Annotated in this window: 20 protein-coding genes and 1 pseudogene; 16 read left to right on the forward strand and 5 right to left on the reverse strand. The window is 62.3% G+C overall.

From position 1 onward, the window contains the following. Positions 1-98 precede the first annotated feature (98 nt). The 4 genes from EB231_RS23715 to EB231_RS23730 are packed head-to-tail and all read right to left on the reverse strand — an operon-like array spanning position 99 to position 3348. Complete coding sequence (locus tag EB231_RS23715; RefSeq protein ID WP_246740702.1) at positions 99-524, reverse strand: acyl-CoA thioesterase; 426 nt, start codon at positions 522-524, stop codon at positions 99-101. Further along, positions 521-1456, reverse strand: coding sequence for a BKACE family enzyme (locus EB231_RS23720; RefSeq protein ID WP_172350950.1), 936 nt, complete (start codon positions 1454-1456; stop codon positions 521-523). Before EB231_RS23720 ends, EB231_RS23715 begins: the two co-directional genes overlap by 4 nt. A gap of 39 nt (positions 1457-1495) precedes the next feature. Continuing rightward, positions 1496-2602 (reverse strand): ABC transporter ATP-binding protein, encoded by a 1107-nt coding sequence (locus EB231_RS23725; protein WP_172350951.1) that lies wholly within the window; start codon positions 2600-2602, stop codon positions 1496-1498. Then, the gene (locus EB231_RS23730; RefSeq protein WP_172350952.1) at positions 2599-3348 is read right to left on the reverse strand and encodes a GntR family transcriptional regulator; all 750 of its coding nucleotides are present in this window, start codon (positions 3346-3348) and stop codon (positions 2599-2601) included. Before EB231_RS23730 ends, EB231_RS23725 begins: the two co-directional genes overlap by 4 nt. 280 nt (positions 3349-3628) lie before the next feature. Here EB231_RS23730 and EB231_RS23735 point away from each other — a divergent pair, with 280 nt between their 5' ends. The 14 genes and pseudogenes from EB231_RS23735 to EB231_RS23800 form a co-directional block, all read left to right on the forward strand. Further along, positions 3629-4627 (forward strand): ABC transporter substrate-binding protein, encoded by a 999-nt coding sequence (locus EB231_RS23735; RefSeq protein WP_172350953.1) that lies wholly within the window; start codon positions 3629-3631, stop codon positions 4625-4627. 62 nt (positions 4628-4689) lie between these two features. Then, positions 4690-5856: an ABC transporter permease gene (locus tag EB231_RS23740; RefSeq protein ID WP_172350954.1), complete on the forward strand. Its 1167-nt coding sequence runs from the start codon at positions 4690-4692 to the stop codon at positions 5854-5856. Positions 5857-5882: 26 nt separating this feature from the next. Beyond that, entirely contained in the window at positions 5883-6653 is a 771-nt protein-coding gene (locus EB231_RS23745) for an ABC transporter permease (protein ID WP_172350955.1), read from the forward strand. Further along, positions 6653-7831, forward strand: coding sequence for an amidohydrolase (locus tag EB231_RS23750; protein WP_172350956.1), 1179 nt, complete (start codon positions 6653-6655; stop codon positions 7829-7831). Before EB231_RS23745 ends, EB231_RS23750 begins: the two co-directional genes overlap by 1 nt. Before the next feature lie 301 nt (positions 7832-8132). Next, entirely contained in the window at positions 8133-9917 is a 1785-nt protein-coding gene (locus EB231_RS23755; protein ID WP_246740703.1) for a hydantoinase B/oxoprolinase family protein, read from the forward strand. After that, positions 9917-11980, forward strand: coding sequence for a hydantoinase/oxoprolinase family protein (locus tag EB231_RS23760; protein ID WP_172350958.1), 2064 nt, complete (start codon positions 9917-9919; stop codon positions 11978-11980). The genes EB231_RS23755 and EB231_RS23760 overlap by 1 nt, the downstream gene beginning before the upstream one ends. A gap of 40 nt (positions 11981-12020) precedes the next feature. Then, positions 12021-13001 carry a sugar ABC transporter substrate-binding protein gene (locus EB231_RS23765; RefSeq protein ID WP_172350959.1) on the forward strand — a complete coding sequence of 327 codons (981 nt, stop codon included), beginning with the start codon at positions 12021-12023 and terminating at the stop codon, positions 12999-13001. 32 nt (positions 13002-13033) lie between these two features. After that, the gene (locus EB231_RS23770; RefSeq protein ID WP_172350960.1) at positions 13034-14509 is read left to right on the forward strand and encodes a sugar ABC transporter ATP-binding protein; all 1476 of its coding nucleotides are present in this window, start codon (positions 13034-13036) and stop codon (positions 14507-14509) included. Continuing rightward, complete coding sequence (locus tag EB231_RS23775) at positions 14509-15447, forward strand: ABC transporter permease (protein WP_172350961.1); 939 nt, start codon at positions 14509-14511, stop codon at positions 15445-15447. Before EB231_RS23770 ends, EB231_RS23775 begins: the two co-directional genes overlap by 1 nt. Then, complete coding sequence (locus EB231_RS23780) at positions 15444-16517, forward strand: ABC transporter permease subunit (RefSeq protein ID WP_172350962.1); 1074 nt, start codon at positions 15444-15446, stop codon at positions 16515-16517. Before EB231_RS23775 ends, EB231_RS23780 begins: the two co-directional genes overlap by 4 nt. Further along, positions 16514-17842, forward strand: coding sequence for an aspartate aminotransferase family protein (locus EB231_RS23785; protein ID WP_172350963.1), 1329 nt, complete (start codon positions 16514-16516; stop codon positions 17840-17842). Before EB231_RS23780 ends, EB231_RS23785 begins: the two co-directional genes overlap by 4 nt. 3 nt (positions 17843-17845) lie before the next feature. Continuing rightward, positions 17846-18619 (forward strand): GntR family transcriptional regulator, encoded by a 774-nt coding sequence (locus EB231_RS23790; RefSeq protein ID WP_172350964.1) that lies wholly within the window; start codon positions 17846-17848, stop codon positions 18617-18619. A 3-nt stretch (positions 18620-18622) separates the two neighbouring features. Next, positions 18623-19546 carry a BKACE family enzyme gene (locus tag EB231_RS23795; protein ID WP_172350965.1) on the forward strand — a complete coding sequence of 308 codons (924 nt, stop codon included), beginning with the start codon at positions 18623-18625 and terminating at the stop codon, positions 19544-19546. 317 nt (positions 19547-19863) lie between these two features. Continuing rightward, a pseudogene (locus tag EB231_RS23800) lies at positions 19864-20323 on the forward strand (transposase); the annotation flags it as partial. Positions 20324-20801: 478 nt separating this feature from the next. Here the strand turns inward: EB231_RS23800 and EB231_RS23805 are convergent. Continuing rightward, positions 20802-21716 carry a LysR family transcriptional regulator gene (locus EB231_RS23805; RefSeq protein WP_172350966.1) on the reverse strand — a complete coding sequence of 305 codons (915 nt, stop codon included), beginning with the start codon at positions 21714-21716 and terminating at the stop codon, positions 20802-20804. Positions 21717-21834: 118 nt separating this feature from the next. Between EB231_RS23805 and EB231_RS23810 the strand changes: the two genes are divergently transcribed. Both EB231_RS23810 and EB231_RS23815 read left to right on the forward strand, forming a co-directional pair. Continuing rightward, positions 21835-22386 (forward strand): hypothetical protein, encoded by a 552-nt coding sequence (locus tag EB231_RS23810; RefSeq protein ID WP_172350967.1) that lies wholly within the window; start codon positions 21835-21837, stop codon positions 22384-22386. Next, positions 22383-23369 carry an NAD(P)H-quinone oxidoreductase gene (locus EB231_RS23815; RefSeq protein ID WP_172350968.1) on the forward strand — a complete coding sequence of 329 codons (987 nt, stop codon included), beginning with the start codon at positions 22383-22385 and terminating at the stop codon, positions 23367-23369. The genes EB231_RS23810 and EB231_RS23815 overlap by 4 nt, the downstream gene beginning before the upstream one ends. The last annotated feature ends 186 nt before the right edge of the window (positions 23370-23555 follow it).

A 23555-nucleotide genomic window follows, 5' to 3' on the forward strand; every position in this document is an offset into this window, starting at 1 on the left:
CCGGATATCGTGATCCTGAATGAACTCGGCTATTTGCCGTTCCGCGCCTCCGGCTGAGCATTGCCGTTCATCTGCTCAGCGGGCTCGGGTGGCCAAGGTTACGTCTGGTCCGCAATCCCAAGCTTTTCAGCGCGGTCCCGCATTTCGACTGGGAGTTTGGCCTTGCAGCGCTCCAGTAGGTCGAAATGCACGCTGACAACACGCATTCGGGCCCGAGGGATATCATCGAGCGTCCCGGTCAATCTATGCACATAGGTCAGCGAGGATGTGCCGATGGCTTCGACGTGCGAGTGGACCGAAACATTCGTGCCGGCCGACGTCTCCCGGAGATAGTCTATCTCCATGCGGACATCGGCCCAGCCGTAGCGCTTCGTGTCCATCTCCAGCCCGCCGACGCGGCCTAGCAACTGGAAGCTGGCGTCGTCGAACATCCCGACATAATGCCGGACGTTGAGGTGTCCCATCGCATCGCACATCCAGGGGTGCACGACGCCGGCAAAGGTAATGACCGGTGCCCTCGTCAAAACGCCACCTCGTTCCCACCCTTGAGTTTGAGGATGGTTCTCGCCTCCTCCGGGGTCGCCACTTCCAAAGAAAGCTCGTCCAATATGCGCCTGATCTTCGCCACCTGCTCGGCATTGCTCTTGGCGAGCTTATGCTTGGCGAGGTAGAGGCTGTCTTCCAGGCCCACGCGGACGTTGCCTCCCATTACAGCTCCCATCGTGCACAGCCCCATCTGGTGCTTGCCTGCCGCCAAGATCGACCAGAGATAATCCCGGCCGAAGAGCCTGTCGGCGGTCCGGCGCATGTGCATCATGTCTTCCGGACTCGCTCCTATCCCGCCGAGCAGGCCGAAGATCGTCTGCACGAAAAGAGGAGGCGTCAACAGCTTGCGGTCGAGGAAGTGGGCCAGGGTGTAGAGATGGCTGACGTCGTAGCACTCAAACTCGAACTTCGTGCCGTAGGCCTGCCCCACCTCGACGATGACCCTCTCGATCTGCTCGAACGTGTTTGAGACGATGCCGCCCTTCGTTCCTTCCAGATAGGGCTTCTCCCATTCGTGCTTCCACGTATCGTATTTCGGCACGATATGGTGGAGCGCGAAGTTCATCGATCCCATGTTGAGAGAGCACAACTCCGGCCTTGCGGCATGGGCGGCCTCCAGCCTCTCCTCAAGCGACATCTTGAGGCCCCCGCCAGTCGAAATGTTCATAACGGCGTCTGTCTGCTGCTTGATGCGCGGCAGAAAGTCCATGAACAGTCGCGGGTCGGGCGTGGGCTTGCCGGTTTCCGGGTCACGCGCATGCAGGTGTATCACGGCGGCGCCAGCCTCGGCCGCTCCGACGGCGGCTTCCACGATCTCGTTGGGCGTGATCGGCAGATAGGGACTCATCGTCGGCGTGTGGATGGATCCCGTCACGGCACAGGTGATGATCACCTTGGGCGTTGCAGTCATGTTGTCCTCCCCTTGTCCGGCCTCCTGCCGGCCCTATCCTCATGGCGCAAGCGCAAGACAGTCGCGCGCCCACCATCCTATGTTCACCTCCGTACCGGGACACACATCGCGCCGGCCAGCTTCATTCGGTGTCTTGAGCACGATCGGGCCCATGCCGGGCACATCGCAGATTATTCTGACATGGTCGCCGACATAGATGACCTGACGCACCGTCGCGACGAACCCATTGTCGCGTTCGCCGGCTCGGGCCAGAAGGCTCACCCGCTCCGGCCTGACCGACACGATGGTGGCGGCACTGGCGGACGAGGGATGTTCGCCGACCGGCATCGCGACAACGTCTGCGCCATCGTTCAGCCTGACGATGGCGGTGTCGCCTTGCTTGCGCACTATCGTTCCGTGGAACTGGTTGTTCTCGCCGATGAAGTTCGCCACGAAGCTGGTCTGCGGACGCTCGTAGAGTTCAGCCGGGTTCGACAGTTGCTGGACCGAGCCCGCATTGAAGACCGCGATGCGGTCCGACATGGTCAGCGCCTCTGTCTGGTCGTGGGTGACATAGACGAATGTCACACCGAGCCGGGCATGGATCTCCTTGATCTCATATTGCATCTGCTCGCGAAGCTGCTTGTCGAGGGCGCCGAGCGGCTCGTCCATCAGCACCAGCGACGGCTGGAAGATGAGTGCGCGCGCCACAGCGATCCGCTGCTGCTGTCCGCCTGAAAGCTGATCCGGCCTGCGCGCGCCCAGACTTGGCAAGCGGACCATCTCGAGAAGAGACTTGACCCTTTCCTCAACCTCAGCCCTGCCGATGCGGCGGACCTGCAAGGGAAACGCCAGGTTTTCCGCAACGGTCATATGCGGGAAAAGCGCATAGTTCTGGAACACCATCCCGATGCCGCGCCGGTTCGGCGAAACATTGTCTATACGCCGGCCGTTGATCAGGATCTCGCCCTGCGACGGCTCCTCGAACCCGGCGAGCATCATGAGGGCGGTTGTCTTGCCCGAACCGGAAGGACCGAGCAGGGTCAGAAACTCGCCCCGCCTTATATCCAGGTTGAGGTCACGCACAGCCTGCACGGCGTTGCCGTAGCTCTTTGCGATATCGCGGAATTCCACATGCGCCCGGGTGGCGGTCGAACCCTCAGTCATAGCGACAAGGTCCTCTTGCTCCTGGCATCAGGGCGCCGCCGCGCCTTTGGCAGAACGCGCAGAGGCGTCGCAGCCGCGCGCAGGATGACATCCGCCGCGTCGGTGATGTCGGCGACCAGCGCCTGGCGCGCAGCATTGCCGTCGCCGCTCCGCAGGGCGGCAATCATCTCTTCATGATGGTGCAGGCCGGTGCCGGCCATCGTTCCGTCACGCACGAGATTGAGCCAGGGGCCGGCACGAAGCCACATGCGCTCGATGATCTGGTTGATTTGGACGGAACGCGCAGCGCGGTAGATGGTGAAATGGAAACGGCGGTTGAGCGTCAGATATTCCACCATGGCCCGAACCCGGACGCATTCGCCCATTGCCCCGTTGACATGCTCCAACTGCTCCAGCTCAGCCGTGCTGATGGTAGCGGCCGCCCATTCGACAGCGGCGCCCTCGATCTTGCAGCGCACGCGTGTCAGATCCCCGATCGTATCCACCGTCGCCTCGGGAACGATCACCCCGCGGTTCGGATGGTCATAGAGCGCTTCATCGCTGACGAGTTGTCGCAGCGCCTCGCGGACCGGCATTGCGCTTGTCTCGAACTGCTCCGCCAGATGACGCACGACAAGCCTCTGCCCCGGCACGAAGTCGCCGCTCATCAGCCGCTGCTTCAGATCGGCATAGACGCGCCTGTGAGCGGTCTCCGGAATGTCGCCACCTGACATCTGGCCGGGCGCCGCGTCCCTCTTGGCGCGCATCAGTGCCGCCGCGTCTCGGGAGCGGCCGCGCACACACAGAGGGGAAATCGTTTCGCCGATTGTCCTAACGTCAGGTTTCGACACGCAGTTCTGGCACTTCGCATTCGATCAAATCCGACCGCTCGATTCATTTTTTCGCACCATACAAGATTTTTTGGTTGATTATCAATGCATTTTAGGATTGTGATTTGATCAAATATAACACTGAAACAGGGGAAGTACGATGGGCAGATACTTGAATGCGATTTCGACCGCCGCTCTTGGCGTGGTTCTCACCGCAGTGGCCGCGCAGGGTGCGGAGCCGATCACCGTCGTCGGGTGGGGCGGCACGTGGGATAAGGCGTACAAGGAAGGCGTCTGGGACAAATATACGAAGCAGACCGGCGTGCCCGTCGTGCAGGAGGAGTGGGAGGGCGAGGTTGCCAAAGTCCGGGCACAGGTCCAATCAGGATCGATCACCTACGACCTAGTATCGGTGGAAGCGCCGGCAGCCGAGATCGGCTGCGCCGAAGGCCTGTTCGTTCCCCTCACCCCGGAGATCACCGGCGATCCCTCCAGTTATCTCGACGGCAGCGTGCACGAATGCGGTGTGGCGTCAGACACTTGGGCGACGATTCTCACCTACAACACCGACGTCTTCAAGGGCGACAGCGGGCCGAAGAGTTGGGCGGACTTCTGGAATGTCGACAAGTTCCCGGGCAAGCGCGGCGTCTTATCCCAGGCCCAGTACACTCTGGAAAACGCACTGATGGCGGATGGCGTAAAGCCGGCTGACGTCTACAAGGTTCTTTCCACGCCGGAAGGTGTTGATCGCGCTTTCGCCATGCTGGACAAGATCAGGCCGAACGCCGTCTGGTGGTCCGGAACGACCCAGGCCATCCAGAATCTCGACAGCGGCGAAGTCGTGATGTCCGATCAATACAACGCACGCATCACCAACGAGGCGCTCAAGGAGAAGAAGCCTTACGCCATCGTGTGGGAGGCCGGCTTCTTCTACGGCACGGACATCTGGGCGGTGGTCAAGGGTGCACCGCACGAGAAGGAGGCCCTGGATCTTCTCAAATGGTTCTCGGAACCTCAGAATCAGGCGGGCTTTTCGGCGCTCTATGCCTACGGAACAGGTCGCAAGGAAGCGGCGCAGTTCATCCCTGCGGAACAACTCGCAAACTTGCCGACATCGCCGGAGCATCTGAAATACGGCATGGCCTACGACAACGCCTTCTGGACCGAGCATAAGGAGGCGCTGGAGGAGCGCTTCAAGGCTTGGCTTGGAAAGTGATGTTGCGGCGTGAGTGATAACCGATGAACCGGCGGCGGCACAGACGTGATGGACTTTTCATCTTGCTGGCGCTGCCGCTGATTCTCTTCGTGCTGGTCGTATTCCTGTGGCCGGTCGCTCGCTTCCTCGCTCTTTCGGTCGACAATTCCGACCTGTCGGACAATCTGACCCGGACTGTCGCCTCGCTTGACGGGTGGAATCCAGCACAGGGCCTACCCGGCGAAGACACTTTCGTGGCGCTAGTGGACGATCTGGCCCGCGCGCGGCGTGCCGGCAGGGACGGTCTTGTCGGTCAACTGATCAATCAGCGCTTGGTGGGCACCCGCTTCCTCGTCATCAAGACCGCCAAGGACGCCGCCGCCGGCAAGTTCGACCAGCGCCCGTTGCGCGAAGCCGTGCTGGCCGCTTATCCGGGATGGTCCGACGTGAGCCTCTGGCGGACCATTGCCCTGCAGCGCAGCGCCTACACCGACTATTATCTGCTCGCCAGCCTCGACCTTCAGCGCGCGCCCGACGGGTCGATCGAGAAGGCTCCGGCGGACAAGGCGGTTTTCCTGGAGATCCTGTGGCGTACGGTGTGGATCAGTTTCGTGGTCACGATGATCTGCGCGGTCGTCGCGCTGCCGCTGGCGCAGGCGATCGTCAGCGCACCACCCGTACGGTCGCGAATACTGTTCGCGCTGGTGCTTTTTCCTCTATGGGTTTCGCTCCTCGTCCGCACTGTGATCTGGATCATCGTTCTGCAGAAGAACGGACCGATCAATTCCGCCCTCCTGGCAGTCGGATTGACAGACCATCCACTTTCCCTCGTCTATACGCGCTTTTCCCTCTACATCGCCATGGTCCAGGTACTGCTTCCGATGATGGTGCTTTCGCTGGTTTCGGTAATGCGCCGCATCCCGGCCAGCTATATGAGGGCCGCTCTTTCGCTCGGTGCCTCATGGTTGACGGCCTGGAGGCGCGTCCAATTGCCTCTTGTGATGCCTGGCCTTCTGTCCGGCGCGGCGATCGTCTTCGTGTTCGCGCTCGGCTACTATATCACGCCTACCCTTGTCGGCGGCCCCACCGACCAGATGATATCGTCCTACATAGCCTTCTACACCAACAAGACATTGAACTGGGGCATGGCGGCAGCGCTGTCGGTGCAGTTGCTGCTCATCCTGGCCGCCAGCGCGATACTGTTCTGGACCGCGGCGGCTTTGCTCAGGCGCTCGGCTGCCACCTCATGAACGCCGCAACGCTTCGCAGCCGGGCCATGTATATCTACGCAGCCCTGCTACTTGCCTTCATGCTGGGGCCACTTCTCATTGTCGTGCCTATGTCACTGACCAGCGGCACTTCGCTCACCTTCCCAACTCCTGGATATTCTTGGCGCTGGTTTCGTGAACTTGCGGACGATCCGCGCTGGCTGTCCTCCTTCGTCAACTCGGTGCTGATCGCCTCGAGCGTGACCCTGCTGTCCAGCGTCCTCGGCATACCGGCGGCGATGGCGCTTGCCTGGACGAAATTCCCTGGCAAGCGGGTCATCTATGCGATCATCGCCGCGCCACTGGTCGTTCCGGTGGTAATCGTCGGCGTGGCCGCCTTTTCCTTTTTCTCGGCCCTGGGGATGGTCGGGAACAAGCTTTCCATAATCCTCACCCACACCGCCCTTGCCGTGCCGGTGATGTTGACCACCGTCATGGCCAGCCTCTCGAATTTCGACAGGACGCTGGTGCGCGCGGCTGCATCGCTTGGGGCAGGTCCGCTGCTCATATTCTTCAGGGTCGTCTTGCCGTTGATCGCGCCCGGCGTTGTCAGCGGCGCCATCATTGCCTTCATCATCTCGTTCGACGAAGTCGTGGTGGCAAGCTTCCTGTCGACGGGCGAGGAGCGCACCCTTCCGCGCATGATCTTCTCCGGCGTCCGGGAATCCATCAGTCCGGCAATCGCCTCCGCCGCAGTCCTGCTTGTCCTTTTCTCGGCAATCCTGCTGATCTTGATCGGCTGGCTCCAGTCAAGGACTTCGAAATCCCGAGCCTCATGATGAACATTCTCCCGTCTATCCGTCAGTTGGAAAGCCAGATGGGCGAATGGCGGCGGCACCTGCACCAGAATCCCGAACTTGGCTTCGAGGAGATCGAGACGGCGCGTTTCGTCACCGACAAGCTGCGCGGCTTTGGCATCGAGACCGTGGAGGGCGTGGGCCGCACCGGCGTGGTCGGAACCCTGCGCGGGAGGCTGGGCGACGGGCCTTGCGTCGGCATACGCGCCGACATGGATGCTCTCCCCATGACGGAGGTTCGCGATCTTCCGCACGCCTCCCGCTTTCCGGGCAAGATGCATGGCTGCGGCCATGACGGCCATACCGCGACATTGCTCGGCGCGGCTGCGGCGCTCGCCAGGTCTCCAGAATTCGCGGGCACGGTGCGATTCATCTTCCAGCCGGGAGAGGAAGGATGCGGCGGCGCCCTCGCCATGCTCGACGACGGGCTTTTCGAGCGATTTCACTGCGACGAAATCTACGCCTTTCACAATGTCGAGCGCCCGGTCGGACAGGTCGTTGTCCACGACAGCGTAGTGGCGGCTGCCGCAACGCGGTTCACGATCGTCGTTCATGGCAGTGGTGGCCATGCAGCGACGCCCCACATGACGATCGATCCGCTGCCGACCGCCGCCCGCATCCTTCTGGCGATTGAGGCACTGCCCGGCAGGCTGACCGACGCAGCTTCGCCGGCGATCGTCACCGTCGGAAGCATCCATGCCGGGGAAGCGTTCAATACGATCCCCGACAAGGCGGTGCTGGTGGGCACCGTGCGCTGCTTCAACGATGAGGTGCTGCGCGTTCTGGAGGCCGGCATAAAACGGGTATGCGATGGCGAGGCATCCATCAGCGGCGCACGTGTCGAGATCACCAGCGAAGTTCTCTTCGCACCGACGGTGAACGCAGCCGAGCCGGCAAGCGTGGTCACCCGTGTGGCGGCGGAAATCGTCGGGCAGGAAAACCTTGTTCTCGGTCCGCCGGCGGAAATGGGATCCGAGGATTTCTCCTTCATGCTGCAGCGGCGTCCGGGCTGCTACTTCCTGATCGGCCAGGCCGACGACGACCACCGGGCGGTCGCCCACGACACCCGCTACGACTTCAACGATCGAATCCTGTCTATCGGCGCCAGCATATGGGTCAGGCTCGTGGAACACAGGCTGGCGAAGCGGGACGTCCTTTAGAGCCGTTCAGCTCTCACGGAATCGCCGAACCGCTCTCTGTGTTTTGACAATTCCGGACGGAAAACCGTTACACCTTTCCTGGATTTGTTCCAGGTGCATCGCACGAAGCCGGCGATGGCCGTCGAAGGCTGCCCGAGCGGGAGGCTGCCTCATCGGATCAATTGTCCAGTGACGCAGACCTCACACCCGCGGTCCAATTGGTCAACCCATATTTGATCAAATATGGGTTGACATGGGTGCATATTTGATCAAATCCTATCTCGGCTTAACGGAGAAATAGCTCATGGGAGGAGAAGAGCCGATGCTCGCGGAATTCGATCCGCTGCTGCTTGCTGTCCTCTCGAACCGGATGCAGTCGATCGTTCGCGAAATGTCGAACATCGTGAAAAAGGCAAGCCGCTCGACGGCGATCACCAATGCACGCGATTTCTCATGCGGTCTTCTGACATTCGATCACCGGCTGGTCTGCGTCGAGGAGGCGATGCCCGTTCACGTCACCGCGATGGATCTCTCGACCCGGCCGGCAACGGAACTTTTCGACGACATCGCCGAGGGAGATGCCTTCTTCTCCAACAGCCCGTATCACGGCGGTACCCACCATGCCGACATGACGCTGTGCGTTCCGGTCTATCTCGACGGGGTACCGATGTTCTGGACCGTCGCACGGTCGCATCACGCCGATACCGGGGCGCATGTTCCCACCACGATGGATGCCTACATGCGCAATGTCTACGAGGAAGGCATGCACATCCCCGTCGTGCGCTTCCAGTCCCGATATCGGGACCGCGAGGACGTCATCCGCTGGTGCCGGCAGAACATACGCGAGAGTCACATCTGGTACGGCGACTATCAGGCGCAGGTCGGCGCCGCCAGGACCGCCGAGACGAGGCTGAAGGAACTTGGCGCGCGCTATGGCCGCGAGACGATCCTCGCCTTTCTTGATGCATGGATGGACTATGGCCGCCGAAGGGCGCAAGCCGCGATTGCCGCCTTGCCTGCCGGAACGCTGTCATGGACATGCTGGCACGACCCGGTGCCAGGCGTCGCCGAGAACGGCGTGGCGATCACCGCGAAGGTCACGATCCAGCCCGAGGCCGGCAAGATCGTGGTGGACCTGCGCGACAATCCCGATTGCGTTGACGGCGGCATCAACCTCTCAGAGGCATGCGCCACCGGCGCGGGGCGGATCGGCGTCTTCTACAATCTGGACCCGTCCCTGCCCCACAATGATGGTTCGGCAAGCTGCATCGACGTGCTGCTGCGCGACGGATGCATTGTCGGGCGCCCCACCTATCCAGCGGGAACGTCCAACGCCACGATGGGCATAAACGACAGGCTCATCAATGCAGTCCAATGCGCCTTCGCCCAGTTGGGGAGTCCCTATGGCCTGGCCGAGGGCGGAACGGAATTCGGCGCGAACATGGGCGTTATCTCCGGCACTGACGACCGTTCCGGAGCATCGTCGCCCTACATCAACATGCTGTTCCTCGGCCTGTCGACCGGCCCGGCGGTTCACGGACATGACGGCTGGCTTACATACGAGGCGCCCAATGGCGGCGGCGTGCTGGCGCTCGACCAGGTCGAGATCGACGAGATGACCTATCCCATCCTTGTCGAGGAGCGGAAAATCGCAGCCAATGCCTTGGGCATGGGGCAATGGAACGGCGCGCCCGCGATGCAGGGCGTCTATCGGCCGCTGTCGCAGGCAATGACCGTGGCCTATTGCAGTGACGGCGACGTCAATCCGCCCCGCGGCGTGGTTGGCGGACGCGACGGCACCCGCGCCATAAACGCCAAACGCTTGGCCGATGGCAGCGAGTTTGCGCTGCCGGCCTTTCACATGGAAACGCTTGGCGCGGGCGAGCGCATTGTGTTCCGCACCGTTTCCGGCGGTGGGTATGGTGCACCTTTCGACCGTGACCCCGCGCGCGTAGCCCGTGACGCCGATCGTGGCTGGATCGACACGGCAATGGCCAGAGACGTCTATGGCGTCGCACTCGTCCACGCCGAAAATGGCATCGACCATGTCGTCGACACCCAGGAAACCGCGCGGCTCCGGTCCGTATCGACGGAAGGAGTCGACTGATGTTCCGTGTCGGTATCGATATAGGCGGGACCTTCACGGACTGCGTGGTCCAGACCCCCGAAGGGCGGGTGGTCATCGTCAAGAGCCCATCGACGCCCGGCGATTTCGCCAGGGGCTTCATGAACGCGCTCAAGGTGGCGGCGGATCGCTTCGCGCTCAACCTTGCGGATTTCCTCGCCCGAGTCGACGTCATCGTCCACGGCACCACGGTCTCGACCAACGCCCTGGTCACGCGGCGCACCGCGCCAACCGGGCTGCTCGCCACGCGCGGCCATCCCGACGTGCTGACGCTTCGGGAAGCCCCTCGAAAAAAGGCGTGGGACTGGCGGCTGGACTATCCCGACCCGTTCGTGCCCCGAAACCGGACGATGGAAGTCGGCGGCCGCATCGATTCGCTGGGCAACGAAGTCGAGCCCCTGTCCGAGGCGGACGTGCGCGCCGCGGCCAGGCTGCTTCGCCAGGCCGGTGTGGAGGCGATCGCGGTCAGCCTCCTATGGGCCTTCGTCAACCCTTCCCACGAACTGCGTGCCGCCGAGATCATAGAGGAGGAGTGGCCGGGCGTACCCGTCAGTCTCGGTCACCGCGTGAACCCTATTCCGCGTGAATACCGGCGCACCATCGCGACCGCCATCGACGCGTCGCTGCGGCCGGTCGTGAACGCCTACATCGAGGCATTGACCGGCGCGCTCGCCGAAGCCGGCTTTCGGGGCAAACTGCTGATCGCCAATTGCACCGGCGGGATGATGCCGCCCGACGAGATCATCGGCAGCCCTATCCAGTCGGTCATGTCGGGACCCACGATGGCCCCGGTCGCCGCACGGCACGCGGTCCCCGGCCAAGATGTCGTGGTGGCGGACATGGGCGGCACGACATTCGACGTCGCGGCGATCCGTTCCGGCCAGATCCTGGTGACACCGGAAGCGATGGTCTACGACCATGACATGCTCGGCTTGCCCAAGGTCGACGTGCGGTCCGTGGGCGCGGGCGGCGGCTCGATCGCCTGGGTCGATGACGGCGGTCTTCTTCATGTCGGTCCCCAGAGCGCCGGCGCCCGGCCCGGCCCGGCCTGCTACGGGCACGGCGGAGATCAGGCGACCGTCACCGACGCCAATGTCGTGCTCGGCATCATTGATCCGGACTTCTTCCTCGGGGGAGCGATCCGGCTGGACAGGAACCTCGCCGAGCAGGCGGTCGACCGCATAGCTGGGCAATTGCGCATAGGCCGCCTGGAGGCAGCCTACGCAATCCATGCCACGTCGAACCACAACATGATCGGCGCCATCGAGGACATCACCGTCAATGAGGGGCTCAATCCCCGCGACAGCCTGATCGTCACGGGCGGCGGCGCGACGGGGTGCCACATCGCCGGCATGGCGCAGGCACTCGGCCTGCCGCGCTTCATGGTGCCGCGCCTTTCGTCCGGCCTCAGCGCCTTTGGCGGTCTGGTGTCGGATATACGCTGGCAGGTTTCGGCGAGCGCCTATTCGGACAGCGGCAATTTCGCCATCAGCCGCGTAAACGCGGCTCTGGCGGACCTGCTGCGGCGCTGCAACGGCTTTCTGGATCGTTCGGGCGTTTCCCATGAGAGCCGTTCGATCGAGGTCGCGTTCATGGGCCGCTACCAGTTCCAGTCATGGGAAATCGAGGTGCCGTTCATCCTGCCCGCGGGCGGCGTGTTCACATCGGCCGATCTTGCAGGTCTGACCGACGCCTTCCACGACATGCATCGCCGCGTCTATGGAATATCGGACGAGGGCAACCGGGTGGAATTCGTCTCCTGGAAGATGACGGCGGTCGGTCACACCAACCCACGGCCGGCAGCCCCCGCTCCAGGCAAGGAAGCTCCCCTGGCTGCGCCGAAGGCGAAGTCCGAGAGGGCCGTATGTTTCGAGCCGGGAGCGAAGGCTCGCGCGATCCCTGTGTACGACGGATCGGCCTTTGGAGCGGCCTCGGGGATACGCGGACCCGCAATCATCGAGGAGGAGACGACGACGCTGCTCCTGCTGCCCGGCATGGCGGCGCGCGTCGATGCGGACGGCAACTACTGGGTGGAATGCTCGTGATGGCAGAAAACGTCAACAACCAGAGATGGGGACAACGACAATGAAAATTGGATTGCGCCAAACTTATCTTGCACTGGCATTCGCCACTGCTCTTTCCGCGCCCGCCGGCGCCGTCGATCTTTCCGGCAAGCACCTCATACTGGTCAGCTGCGGCCCGTCCAATCCGTGGTGCAAGACCTTCAACGAGCGCATCACCGGAATTCTGAAGGAGACCGGCGTCAAGATCACGGTGCTGGAGAATGATCTCGACCCGGTGCAGGTCAATCAGCAGGTGGCGCAGGCAGTGGCACAGAAGCCGGACCTCATCATGGTCGAGCCGGCCGATGACAAGTCCCTCATCGCCGCGATCAAGAAAGCCAAGGCCGCCGGCGTTTCGGTTCTTTACATGGACAGCCCTGCCGACCCGGCAATCATGGAAGACATCGCGCTGCAGGTGGTCGCCGACAATTACGCGCTCGGAAAGTTCGCCGGCGAGAACATAGTGGAAGGGCTCAAGGCACAAGGCCGCAAGGAGGCCAATGTCATCGCCATTACGGGCTCGGCCGGCACCGCGATGGTGGCGGAGCGGCAGCGCGGCTTCATGGACGCCATGGCGCAAGAACCGGCATACAAAGTCGTCGAGGTGCAGGCCAACAACTGGGATCCAGTCGAAAGCGGCCGCATGGCCCAGCAGCTCTTTGCAAAGTACGGGTCCCAGGGCGGCATACAGGGCGTGCGCGCCGACGCGGACTACATGGCGATCCCCGTCCTGGAGGCGGCGCGTCAGGCCGGCCTGAAGCTGGGCGGCAAGGATGGGCTCGTCGTGTCCGGAAGCACCTGCTCGCCGGAGGGCATCGCCGCCATCAAAACCGGAGACATGATCGGCACGGCGACGGCGGATCCCTGGACCCAGGGCGAGGCAAGCGCCAACGCCGCTATCAAGTTCCTCAGCGGAGAGCCCGTCGAGAAGACGGTGAAGGTGCCCGAGTACCGTGTCACCGCCGCGAATGTCGACCAGTATGGCGAGGTCTGCGCGAAATGATGCCTGAGGCCCCTCTCCTGTCATTCGAGCGCGTGTCGCTGAGCTACGGCAGCTTCAAGGCTGTTCGCGAGGCAAGCTTCTCGCTCAAGGCAGGAGAGGTGCTCGGACTCTGCGGCCACAACGGCGCCGGCAAGAGCAGTGTCGTCCGGATGCTTTCCGGGCTGCACCGGCCCGACGAGGGAAGGATCGTGCTGGGCGGCGCACCCTGCTCATTCCGAAGCGTGCGCGACGCGCAGAGGCAGGGTGTGGCGCTGGTGGACCAGGAACTAAGCGTGATCCCGGCCCTGACGGTGGCGGAAAATCTGGCGCTTGGCGAACCCGGCCTCGGCTTGCGGGGCGCTCTGCCTCGCGAAGAGGTGCGAAGACGCCTGGACGCCGTCGGGCTTGATCAGTTGGACCCATTCAGCCACATCGAGGACCTGTCTATCGGCGAACGTCAGCTCGTGGAGATCGCGCGAGCGATGGGCCGCGACGCGCGGCTGTTCATTCTCGACGAGCCGACAGCGACCTTGAACACTGCCGACATCGCCCATGTCTTCAGAGCCGTGCGGAAAGTTGCGGCCGCGGGCTGCGGAGTGATCTACGTTTCGCATCGACTGGACGAAGTCCTCTCTCTTTGCCAGCGGATCGTGGTGATGCGGGACGGTGCCGTCACTGCCGATGAACCGGCTGGGAGCCTCGATGCGGCAAGGCTTGTTGAGCTCATGATCGGCCACGCGCCCGCGCCGGTCGCAAGATCGGGCGGAGCAACCGTCGGCGGGCACCCGATCCTGGAGATTCGCAACCTTTCGACCGGTCCCACGGTGGAAAATTTCAATCTGTCGGTCATGGCGGGAACCGTCACGGCGATCGCCGGCCAGGTGGGGTCGGGAGGAAGCGATGTCCTGCATGCGCTCGCGGGGCTCACGCCAGCCGCCAAGGGCGACATCGGCGTCGGCGGCAGACGCGTGCCAATCGGATCGCCGCATGCCTCGATTTCCGCCGGCGTCGGCTTTCTTTCAGCGGACCGCAAGGGTGACGGCTTGTTCCTGTCGCGCTCAATCCGCGAGAACCTTCTAGCCACGCGCCTCTCGACCCTGTCGCCGAGGGGATTCCTCCATCGATCAAAAATGCGGGCCACCGCCCGGACGATCGCGTCGCGGGTCGGCATAGACCAGAACCGGCTCGGCGAGTCGGTGAGACGATTGAGCGGGGGCAATCAACAGAAGACTTTCCTCGGCCGCTGCATGGAACGCGATGACATACGCGTCCTCCTCCTCGACGAACCGACACGCGGCGTCGACGTCGGCGGGCGCGCGGACATCCATGTGCTGTTGCGGGCGCTGGCGGCGCAGGACGTCGCCGTGGTCTTTGCTTCGTCGGACCTCGATGAAGTCCTGTCGCTGGCCGACGACGTGGTGGTCATGCGCTCGGGCCGCATCGTGTCCCAGGTTCCCGTGGCAGAAACGGACAATGTCAGACTCCTGTCGGACATGACGCACGGGCCGCTGACGGGAGCTGTAGCTTGATGTCCATGAACCCGGCAAAGCGGATACTGCTTCCTGCGTTCGCCGTGGCCATGGCGATCGTCGTCGTGTGGTGCGCGGTGACGACGCAAGGCTTCTTCACGCTCGAAAATGCAAGGGCCATACTCGCCTCCATGATCTTCGTCGGCATGGTGTCCGTGGGCATGACCCTGATCATGGTATCGGGCGCCTTCGTATCGATGGCGCTGGCGACCACCGCCACCATTTCCGCGATGATCTTCATGGCCAGCCTCTCGCTTGGCCTGCCCGCGGCAATCGTGTTGACCATTCTCGCCGGCGCGCTCACCGGCGCGCTGCAAGGGCTTGCAATCGGCGGCTGGAATGCCAATCCCATCATCGTCACGATCGCCGCCGCCGCCGTGCTTGAGGGTGTGGCCGTGGCATTCTCGCACGGAGCGACGATCAATCCGGTCGGCACGTCGTACCAGGTGCTCAATGGGCGGCTGCTCGGGCTTCCCGTGGGCCTCTATGCCTTGGCGGCCCTGGCGCTGCTGGCAGAAGCGGTCTTTCGCTTCACTCGTCTTGGCCCGATGATCTACCTGATGGGCGACAGCCGCGTCGCAGCGAGATCGGCCGGCCTTCCCGTCGGCTGGATCGGAACTGCCGTATTCGCTATCGCCGGGGGTACGGCCGCGCTCGCCGGCATCTTCATGGCGAGTTTCAATCACTCGGCCTCGCTGCTGCTCAGCCGCGGCACGCTCGGCTACGATGCGATCGCAGCGGTGCTCATAGGCGGCGCGGCCATCGGCGGCGGGCGCGGCAGCGTGCTCAACACCATGGTGGGCGTGGCAATCATCGCCGTAGTCTCCGACCTCGTGCTGCTGCGGGGTTTCACTACCGGAGAACAGATCTTCCTCAAGGGCCTCGTGATGGTCATCTTCGCCGTCGGCGTTCACCTTCGCCAGGAGCGCGCCCTATGACCGGTTCCGCCTTTCAAAGCAGCGCCAGGCGCCAGAGACGCATTCGCGCGACACTGCCGCTCGCCACCGTGGTGATCATCGCCCTTGTGGCGCTGAGCCTCCCTGGCTGGACAGACACCGGTTTCTCGATCTTTTCCGTCTTCAACACATTCCAGAACACCGCGACGCTGGGGCTTCTCGCACTCGCCGTCGGATTGACCGTGATGATCGGGGAATTCGATCTCTCCTCCATCGCCATATTCACGCTTGGCGGGCTTCTGGCGGTGAAATTCGGCGAGGCCTCTCCGCTGCTGGGCATCGCCATCGCGGTGGCCGCGGGAGCCCTTCTGGGGGCCATACAGGGCGGGGCGCTGGTGCTGACGGGGATCAGTTCGGTGCCGCTGACGCTCGGTGGATACATCGTCATCCTTGGCTTCTGTCACATCGTCGCCGGCGAGGGCATCCTCGCATATGGAAACTACGACATCGGCATATGGCTGGATGATCCGGTGGCGTTGCTGTTCTCGCGCCGCAGCCTGCTGATCCTCTCGATCTTCCTCCTGCTGTGGGCGGCCATGCGCTTCACCCGGGTCGGTCCCCTGATCCGCTCGGTCGGAGCCGATCGTCGCGCGGCGCTCGCCTCCGGCGTCTCGGTCGGTCGCGTCGTCACGGGGGTCTTTGTCCTCTCCGGAATACTCTGCGCCCTGGGCGGAGCGCTGTTTTCCTATTCGACGACGGCGGCGAAATACGATCTCGGGCTCGATCCCTTCATCTTCGCTGTTACCGCCATCCTGCTCGGGGGAATAGACGTTTCCGGCGGGCGGGGCAGTGCCCTGGGGATCCTGGCAGGCGTTCTGGCGATGAGCCTTCTCGACACGATCTTCATTCAACTCGCCATGCCGACCTACATGATCGACCTTGCGCGTGGCGCGCTTCTGCTGGTCGTCGTGCTGATAGAGGCGCCGGACCTGACCCGAAGCATTGTCGCATGGAGGAACAACCGCGTCAGTGCGGCCGAGGCGGTATCACGCGGCATTTCCAAACCAGGCGCAATTGGCGCATCGGCCGAACATCAACGGAGGATTCAATGAACGACACCAATCAAGCCCGCCGGAACTCGGATTTGGACGATGCAGTGTCGGACGCCTATGCTCGCTTCGAGGCGGCCAATCCCAGGAGCCTCGCGCGTCACCAGGCAGCAATCGGCGTGCTTCCCGGCGGCAATACACGGGCAGTTCTCTATTATCCTCCCTTCCCGCTCACCTTCACCGGCGGAAACGGCTGTAAGGTCACCGACCTCGACGGACATGAGCATATCGACCTCGTGTCGGAATATTCGGCGGGCCTGTACGGGCACTCCAATCCGGTGATCGCGGCGGCGCAGAAGGACGTGATCGACGGCGGCTTGTCGCTCGGCGCACCGAATGTCGTCGAGGCTGAATACGCACGGGCGCTGGTCGACCGCTTTCCGGCCTTCGAGCGCGTGCGCTTCTGCAATTCCGGCACGGAAGCGAACATCATGGCCATCTCCACCGCCCGGGCGGTGACCGGACGGCCCAAGGTGATCGCGATGCATGAAGGATATCATGGCGGCGTACTCACCTTTGCCCATGGCGGATCGGAACTGAACCTGCCCTTCCCGTTCCTGTTCGCAGAGTACAACGATGTGGCGGCGATCCGGGCGTTGATCCGCGAGCATGCGCCGGACCTTGCTGCGGTCATACTGGAACCGATGATGGGCGGCGGCGGCTGCATTCCCGCCACCTCTGAATTTCTGGCGGCGATCCGCGAGGAAACGCGCGCGGCTGGCGCCTTGATGATCATCGACGAGGTGATGACGTCGCGGCTCGACTATCGCGGATTGCACGGTGCGCATGGCGTCCTGCCCGACCTGCTGACGATGGGCAAATACCTTGGCGGCGGCGCAAGCTTCGGCTGCTTCGGCGGCCGCGCCGACATCATGGACCGGTTCGACCCGGCACGGAAGCATGCCTTCTCCCACGGCGGCACCTTCAACAACAATCTGCTGAGCATGGCCGGCGGCATGGCAGGCTTCACCAAAGTGCTCACCTTGGAAGCGAGCCGCAAGGTCAACGAGCAAGGCGACAGGCTCCGCAGAGACCTGCAGGCCATGTTTGATCGGCATAGGGTGGTGGCGACGGTGACCGGTCGGGGCTCGCTGATGGCCCTGCACTTCCTGAAGGGTCCTATCGACAATCCGGCAATCATCGACAGCGCGGACCCGCGCGGTCTCTCTCTTTTCCATGTCGAGATGTTGTTGCGAGGCGTTTATCTGGCGCCGCGCGGCATGATCGCGCTGTCGATCCCGTTCGGCGACGAGGAGGCATCGCGGGTGCTGGATGCGGTCGACGACTTTTTGCAGGTCAATGGACATCTCCTGCCGCGGGAAGCGTGATCCATGGCCGTCAAGAAAGTTCCGATCCCCGACGCGGAGGAAGCCCCTCAACGCAACGAAGTGGTGACCGCGCATGCGATCATCTATGCCGAGCTGAAATCCGCACTGATGAATGGGGATTTCCAACCCGGCGACCGGCTCATCGTACGCGAATTGTCGGAACGCTTCGCTACCAGCGCCATGCCGGTGCGCGAGGCGCTGCGCAAGCTCGTTAACGATGAAGCCCTTTTTGATCACCCCAATCGGGGTGTCACCGTTCCAACCGCGGACGTCGCGTCCGTGGCTGACCTTTTCCGGGTACGCTGCGCCATTGAAGGGCAGGCCGCGGAGTGGGCGGCCGCGACGATCAGCGCCGCTGAGCTTGATGCGATCCATCGCATCAACGACGCGATGAAGGCTTGCGTGCAGACCCACGAGGTTTCGCAATATCTGGCGCTCAACAGACAATTCCATTTCACGATCTATCGGGCATCACGATCGAAAGTGCTCGTTCCGATAATCGAGCGCCTTTGGTTACGGGCCGGTCCGCTGCTCAACATCATGCGCCAGGAAGCAACCATCCAGCAGGGCCTGGATCACCATACCGACATTCTGGACGCCATAGGCAAAGGGCAGGGACCGCAATCCCGCAGAGCGATGGCGGCCGACATTGCCGATGCCAGCGACATCCTTCAACGCGCTGTTCCCTACTGGGAACCTGGCGCAGGCAGTCTTCACCAAGCGTCTGACGAAACCGGCTCCGGTGATGGTCGAAATCTTATTCAGAATCCGGAGTAGACAATGGCACGTCCCGTTATCATCACCTGCGCGCTGACCGGCGACAGCAACACACCCGCCAAGAGCCCACACGTGCCGGTCACGCCGGCTGCCATCGCCGCCGATGCGCTGGCGGCCGCCGAGGCAGGAGCAGCCATCGTCCATATCCACGTCCGCGACCCGGCTACGGGCAAGGGTAGCCGAAACACCGACTACTATCGCGAGGTCGTCGAGCGCATCGCCGACAGCGGTGCGGATGTCATCGTCAATCTCACGGCCGGAATGGGTGGCAAGCTCGTGCTCGATGACGTGAACGCTCTGCCTTTCGATGGCTCGACCGATCTCGTAGGCGCCGCCGAACGGCTGGTCCATATCGAAGCGCTGAAGCCGGATATCTGCAGTCTGGACTGCGGCAGCTTCAACAATGGACTCGATACCGAAGTCTACGTCAGCACATCCGGCATGGTGCGAGAGATGGCCGAACGGATCGCGACGGCGGGCGTGAAGCCTGAACTCGAGGTCTTCGATTTCGGCCATCTGCGTCTCGCATGCAGCTTGGCGGAGGAAGGGCTGATCAAAGGACCGGCGTTTTTCCAGTTCGCGCTTGGCCTGCGCTGGGGCGCGCCATCCGACGCGGCGACCATGCTGCTTATGCGCAACATGCTTCCGAAAGATGCCGTTTGGGTCGCATTTGGCGCTGGGGCGGAGCAGATGTCGGTGGCGGCGCAGTCAATCCTGCTTGGGGGACACGTCCGGGTCGGCCTGGAGGACAACATCTACCGCAGCCGAGGCGTGCTGGCGACGAATGCCCAGTTGGTGGAGGATGCCGTGCATCTGGTGAAGAGCCTAGGAGGAGAGCCCGCGAATACGACCCAGGTTCGGCGAATTCTTGGACTTAAGCAGTCCAGCGTAGGCCAAGGAGGGCTTGGGGCCGTTGTCGGCGCTTAGCCAGTGTTTGTTCAGTCCAAAGATAGATGGACCAATAAGGGTAAACGACACCGGCGAGCTTCTCGGGGCCGGTTTGTGAACAGCTTGGTCAAACCGAGAAGCTTGGTTTCGGCCTCAGGGAGCATTCTCGCCGAACGCAACCCGAACGTTTGACAGCGCAGTGGAGGATGGAAATCAGCCCGAGAAGGCGAACGAACAGGTCGAGGTATCGGTCGGTGGCCTGCTGCCAGTTTCGTGGACACCGAGATAAGGGGTTTAACGGCACTAGAGAGTGGGAATGCAGAAGGAAGTTCAGCCGCGAGTTCAAGCTCGAGGCGGTGAGATTGATCAAGGATCGGGGCGTTGCGGTGGCCCAGGCTGCCCGCGACTAGATGTCCACGAGAATGTGCTGCGCAAATGGGTGCGCGAGCTATCGGCAGATCCGCAGCGTGCGTCTCCCGTTGTGGGCAGATGAAGCCGGAGCAGCAGGAGATTGACCGGCTACGCAAGGAAAGTCGCGAAGCTGAAGGCGGAGCGCGACATCCTAAAAAAGGCCGCAGCCTGCTTCGCGAGGGAAGTGACATGAGGTTCGCTTTCATCGCGAGGCACCGGAACAGCTGGCCGGTGGCATGGCTGTGCAGTGCGCTGAATGTGTCCCGCTCCGGCTTCCATGCCTGGCTCAGCCGCAGCGCTAGCGTTCGCTCCCAGCATGACGAGATCCTCGTTTCCAGGATCGACCGAAGCTTCAAGAGCAGCGACCGCACTTACGGCGCGCGTCGGGTCTGGCACGACGGTCTGTTCTATCGCGGCAAATGGCTTTGGATGTGGCCGAACTGGACGCTGTCGCTTTTCGATGGCGGCATGAACGTTAGCCGGATCAACCCGACCTCACCGCATCACACAGACCAGCACTACCATTTCTTCTTTGCCGACACCTCTGCTGAAGCATCCGAGAGCAGGGCGAAATCCGTGCAAGGCACCTTGACGGCTAGGCGCGGTTCACGCATTCCCGGAAGAAGCCGTCTGGAACGGGTTCTCAATAGCGACGTCGGTTTTCTTAATGCCCGATGATTCGCCCAACATTAAGACCCGGAATTCGTAGCCTTCGTTTGCGGCAAGCTCCTTGAGGTTCATTTCCGAAATCTTCTTCGCGGCAACGCCGGCCTCGTCGCTGTCCAGTACCTGCATCCCATCACTGCCCGATTGCAAATGCCGCATACATCGGTGCTTTAATTGATGTGGCAGCAGGCCAATTAGCTTTTCTCGTTCACGCTTCTCAGCTCCAGCAAGGTGGGGTTCCCACGTGATCTTTCAGCGCTTGCGTGAATGCCTTGACTTTCGCGGGTGGCGCCGGGAGGGCGCGCAGGAGATAGATCCCTGAAGGCCTCTCATTCCACCTCTCCCTCAATATCGGCAGGCGTACAAGATCACCCGCCTTTACTGAAGGTCCCGATACCCAGCTTGGGAGGAACGCAACGCCCATCCCGGCCAGCGCGGCCCCGTTCAGCGCTTCAAAATCGTCCGACCGGAAGACAACATGCTCACAGGTCTCCCCTGTCGGCGCGCCGAGAATCGAAGACCACCCAAGAAGATCGTTGCCATGGAGCTTGTCGAGAAGGCGATGGCTGCGAAGCGCGGCTTCGCTTTCCGGCACGCCGTGCTGCTCAAGATATGCAGGACTTGCCACGAGGATGCGATCGTGAGGTGCCAGTTTGGTTGCGATCAGCGTGCTGTCCGATAGCTCCCCCATTCTCACCACTAAATCAAGGCGCTCCGCGACCGGGTCGGCCAGCCGTTCGGTCAAGTCCAGCTCAACATGCAAACTCGGGTATTGCTGTGCAAGCGATGCCAGAACAGGAATGACATATCGTTTTCCGAAGGTCGGGAAGCAAGCGAGCCGCAATGTGCCGCCGACCTCGCCATCGAACGCTGCCACCTCGGCATGCGTATCGGCCAGTTCATCGAGCAAGCGCTGTGCGCGCTCGAAGAGATGATGCCCCGCGTCCGTTAACGACAGTGCCCTTGTCGAGCGGACAAGGAGTGGGACTCCCAGGTCCTGCTCGAGCGCGTCGATCTGTCGAACGATAGCCGACGGAGTGACAGCCCGACGCCGAGACGCAGCCGAAAAGCTGCCCGCGCGGACGACGTCGACATAAACCGCCAGATGTTCGGCGAAGCGTGGGTCCCTCATCTTTGCCTACGACGCAAAACCGTTCCGACCATTCAGTTGGTTATCATCCAAGGTCATCAGGAGCACATTCCTTCTCGTCAACGGGCAGTTTTGCTCACCAAACACAAGGAACACTCCCATGGTCAAGGTCCTCGATTCAATCCTCTCACAGTCCGCCTATTCCGCAGAGATCGACGTTCCGCTCGAGAAGATCGACATCGCCGATTGGCTCTTCAACTTGCCAGAAGCGGAATATCTTCGCTGCTGCCCGCCCGACCACATTGCAGCGGGCGTCACCTGGACGGACGACGGCCGTCGTATGTCGATCAATGTCGAACAGATCGGCTCGGGCCTCGTGGTGCAGCACTATGTCGCCGAGGTCGCCGAACCAACCTATTGCCGGATGAACTCAATCTCGGATGTCTTCACTGCCAATGGCAGGACCCAGGTCAATGTTGTCTGGGAACTCTCTGTTGAGAAGATTGATGACCGCAGATCGCGCTACACCAACAAGGTCACAGCCCATCCGACGGACGCGTTCATGACCTTCATCCAAAACCATGGGGTCACCTATGAAAACGCCGCCGCAGCCCGTCAGACGGCAGGCGGAGATCACAACCGTCGCGAAACTCCGCTGTTTGCTGCCAGCCTCGCCCGGCGCGCGCTTTCGAAGGAAGGAGCCTTGCGATGAAAGCGATCATCTTCGATGACTTCGGAAGCGCCGATGTAATGCGACTTGCCGACGTCCCTATGCCCGAAGTGCGTCCCGACGACCTCCTGGTGAAGGTCATGGCGGCAGGTGTCAACCGCGCCGACCTTCTTCAACGTGAAGGTGTCTACGGTTCTCGGACTTACGGCGACAGTAGCATTCTGGGCCTTGAGGTCGCGGGAGAAGTGATAGCCGTCGGAAACGCAGTCAGCGACTATGCCGTTGGCGACAGTGTCATGGGGATTGTCGGCGGCGGCGCCTATGCCCAGTATGCGCGCCTCGACAGCGGCATGGCGACCGTCATTCCATCCGGCATGTCCTTCACCGACGCTGCCGCAGTCATGGAAAGCTTCGCGACAGCTTGGGAAGCGCTGGCAAATCTCGGAGGAATCGCGAAGGGCGAACTCATTCTCGTCCATGCTGCTGCAGGCGGCATCGGATCGGCTGCGGTCCAACTTGCAAAGGCTCAGGGCGCGACAGTGCTGGCCACTGCGTCTGGAAACAACATCGAAAGGGTACTGGCCCTCGGCGCGGATGCCGTCTTTGATTACAGGCAGGTCGACTTTGAGGCAGAGATCATTGACGTGACAGCCTCACGCGGTGTGGACCTGATCATCGACTTTGTCGGCGGGTCCTACTTGGCCCGTAACATCAGAAGTCTTGCGCCTGGCGGTCGGCTTGTTCAGGTCGGCCTGTTGGGGCGTGATGACAATGCCATCATTCCCCTCGGTACCGTTCTTCACAACCACCTGCAACTGCTGGGGACGGTCATGAAATCCAGATCTCGGGCAGAGAAGAGAAAGATGATCCGGCGGTTCAGGGACCAGGTGCTGCCAATGATGGGCAAAGAACTTCATCCCCTCGTTGGAGCAACGTATCCGCTCTCGGCAACCTCGGATGCCCATCGTCGCATGGAAGCCGGCGGTGTGTTCGGCAAAATCGTTCTTGGCGATTTTCATCCGTGATGCCGAAAGAAAGATTCCGCTCTTGAACGGGATAGGAGTGACGGACCTACCCTCAGATATCGGCGTACGGATCACGAACCGTCGTCGCGGGTGCGTCCGCTTATAGGCGCGCGCCGCGATGACTTCTATGGCCGAAATGAGGCGCATTGCGTCCGGCAGCATTGGGCCGAAGGCTGACTGGCAACT

Source organism: Mesorhizobium sp. NZP2298 (assembly GCF_013170825.1).
GTDB lineage: Bacteria > Pseudomonadota > Alphaproteobacteria > Rhizobiales > Rhizobiaceae > Mesorhizobium.

Bases quoted from the DNA above. Each gene is read 5' to 3' on its own strand.
- EB231_RS23755 (WP_246740703.1), top strand. From the start codon at position 8,133: ATGCTCGCGGAATTCGATCCGCTGCTGCTTGCTGTCCTCTCGAACCGG.
- EB231_RS23765 (WP_172350959.1), top strand. From the start codon at position 12,021: ATGAAAATTGGATTGCGCCAAACTTATCTTGCACTGGCATTCGCCACT.
- EB231_RS23750 (WP_172350956.1), top strand. From the start codon at position 6,653: ATGAACATTCTCCCGTCTATCCGTCAGTTGGAAAGCCAGATGGGCGAA.
- EB231_RS23780 (WP_172350962.1), top strand. From the start codon at position 15,444: ATGACCGGTTCCGCCTTTCAAAGCAGCGCCAGGCGCCAGAGACGCATT.
- EB231_RS23785 (WP_172350963.1), top strand. From the start codon at position 16,514: ATGAACGACACCAATCAAGCCCGCCGGAACTCGGATTTGGACGATGCA.
- EB231_RS23810 (WP_172350967.1), top strand. From the start codon at position 21,835: ATGGTCAAGGTCCTCGATTCAATCCTCTCACAGTCCGCCTATTCCGCA.
- EB231_RS23745 (WP_172350955.1), top strand. From the start codon at position 5,883: ATGTATATCTACGCAGCCCTGCTACTTGCCTTCATGCTGGGGCCACTT.
- EB231_RS23725 (WP_172350951.1), bottom strand. From the start codon at position 2,602: ATGACTGAGGGTTCGACCGCCACCCGGGCGCATGTGGAATTCCGCGAT.
- EB231_RS23775 (WP_172350961.1), top strand. From the start codon at position 14,509: ATGTCCATGAACCCGGCAAAGCGGATACTGCTTCCTGCGTTCGCCGTG.
- EB231_RS23815 (WP_172350968.1), top strand. From the start codon at position 22,383: ATGAAAGCGATCATCTTCGATGACTTCGGAAGCGCCGATGTAATGCGA.
- EB231_RS23795 (WP_172350965.1), top strand. From the start codon at position 18,623: ATGGCACGTCCCGTTATCATCACCTGCGCGCTGACCGGCGACAGCAAC.
- EB231_RS23805 (WP_172350966.1), bottom strand. From the start codon at position 21,716: ATGAGGGACCCACGCTTCGCCGAACATCTGGCGGTTTATGTCGACGTC.
- EB231_RS23760 (WP_172350958.1), top strand. From the start codon at position 9,917: ATGTTCCGTGTCGGTATCGATATAGGCGGGACCTTCACGGACTGCGTG.
- EB231_RS23720 (WP_172350950.1), bottom strand. From the start codon at position 1,456: ATGACTGCAACGCCCAAGGTGATCATCACCTGTGCCGTGACGGGATCC.
- EB231_RS23730 (WP_172350952.1), bottom strand. From the start codon at position 3,348: ATGCGCGCCAAGAGGGACGCGGCGCCCGGCCAGATGTCAGGTGGCGAC.
- EB231_RS23790 (WP_172350964.1), top strand. From the start codon at position 17,846: ATGGCCGTCAAGAAAGTTCCGATCCCCGACGCGGAGGAAGCCCCTCAA.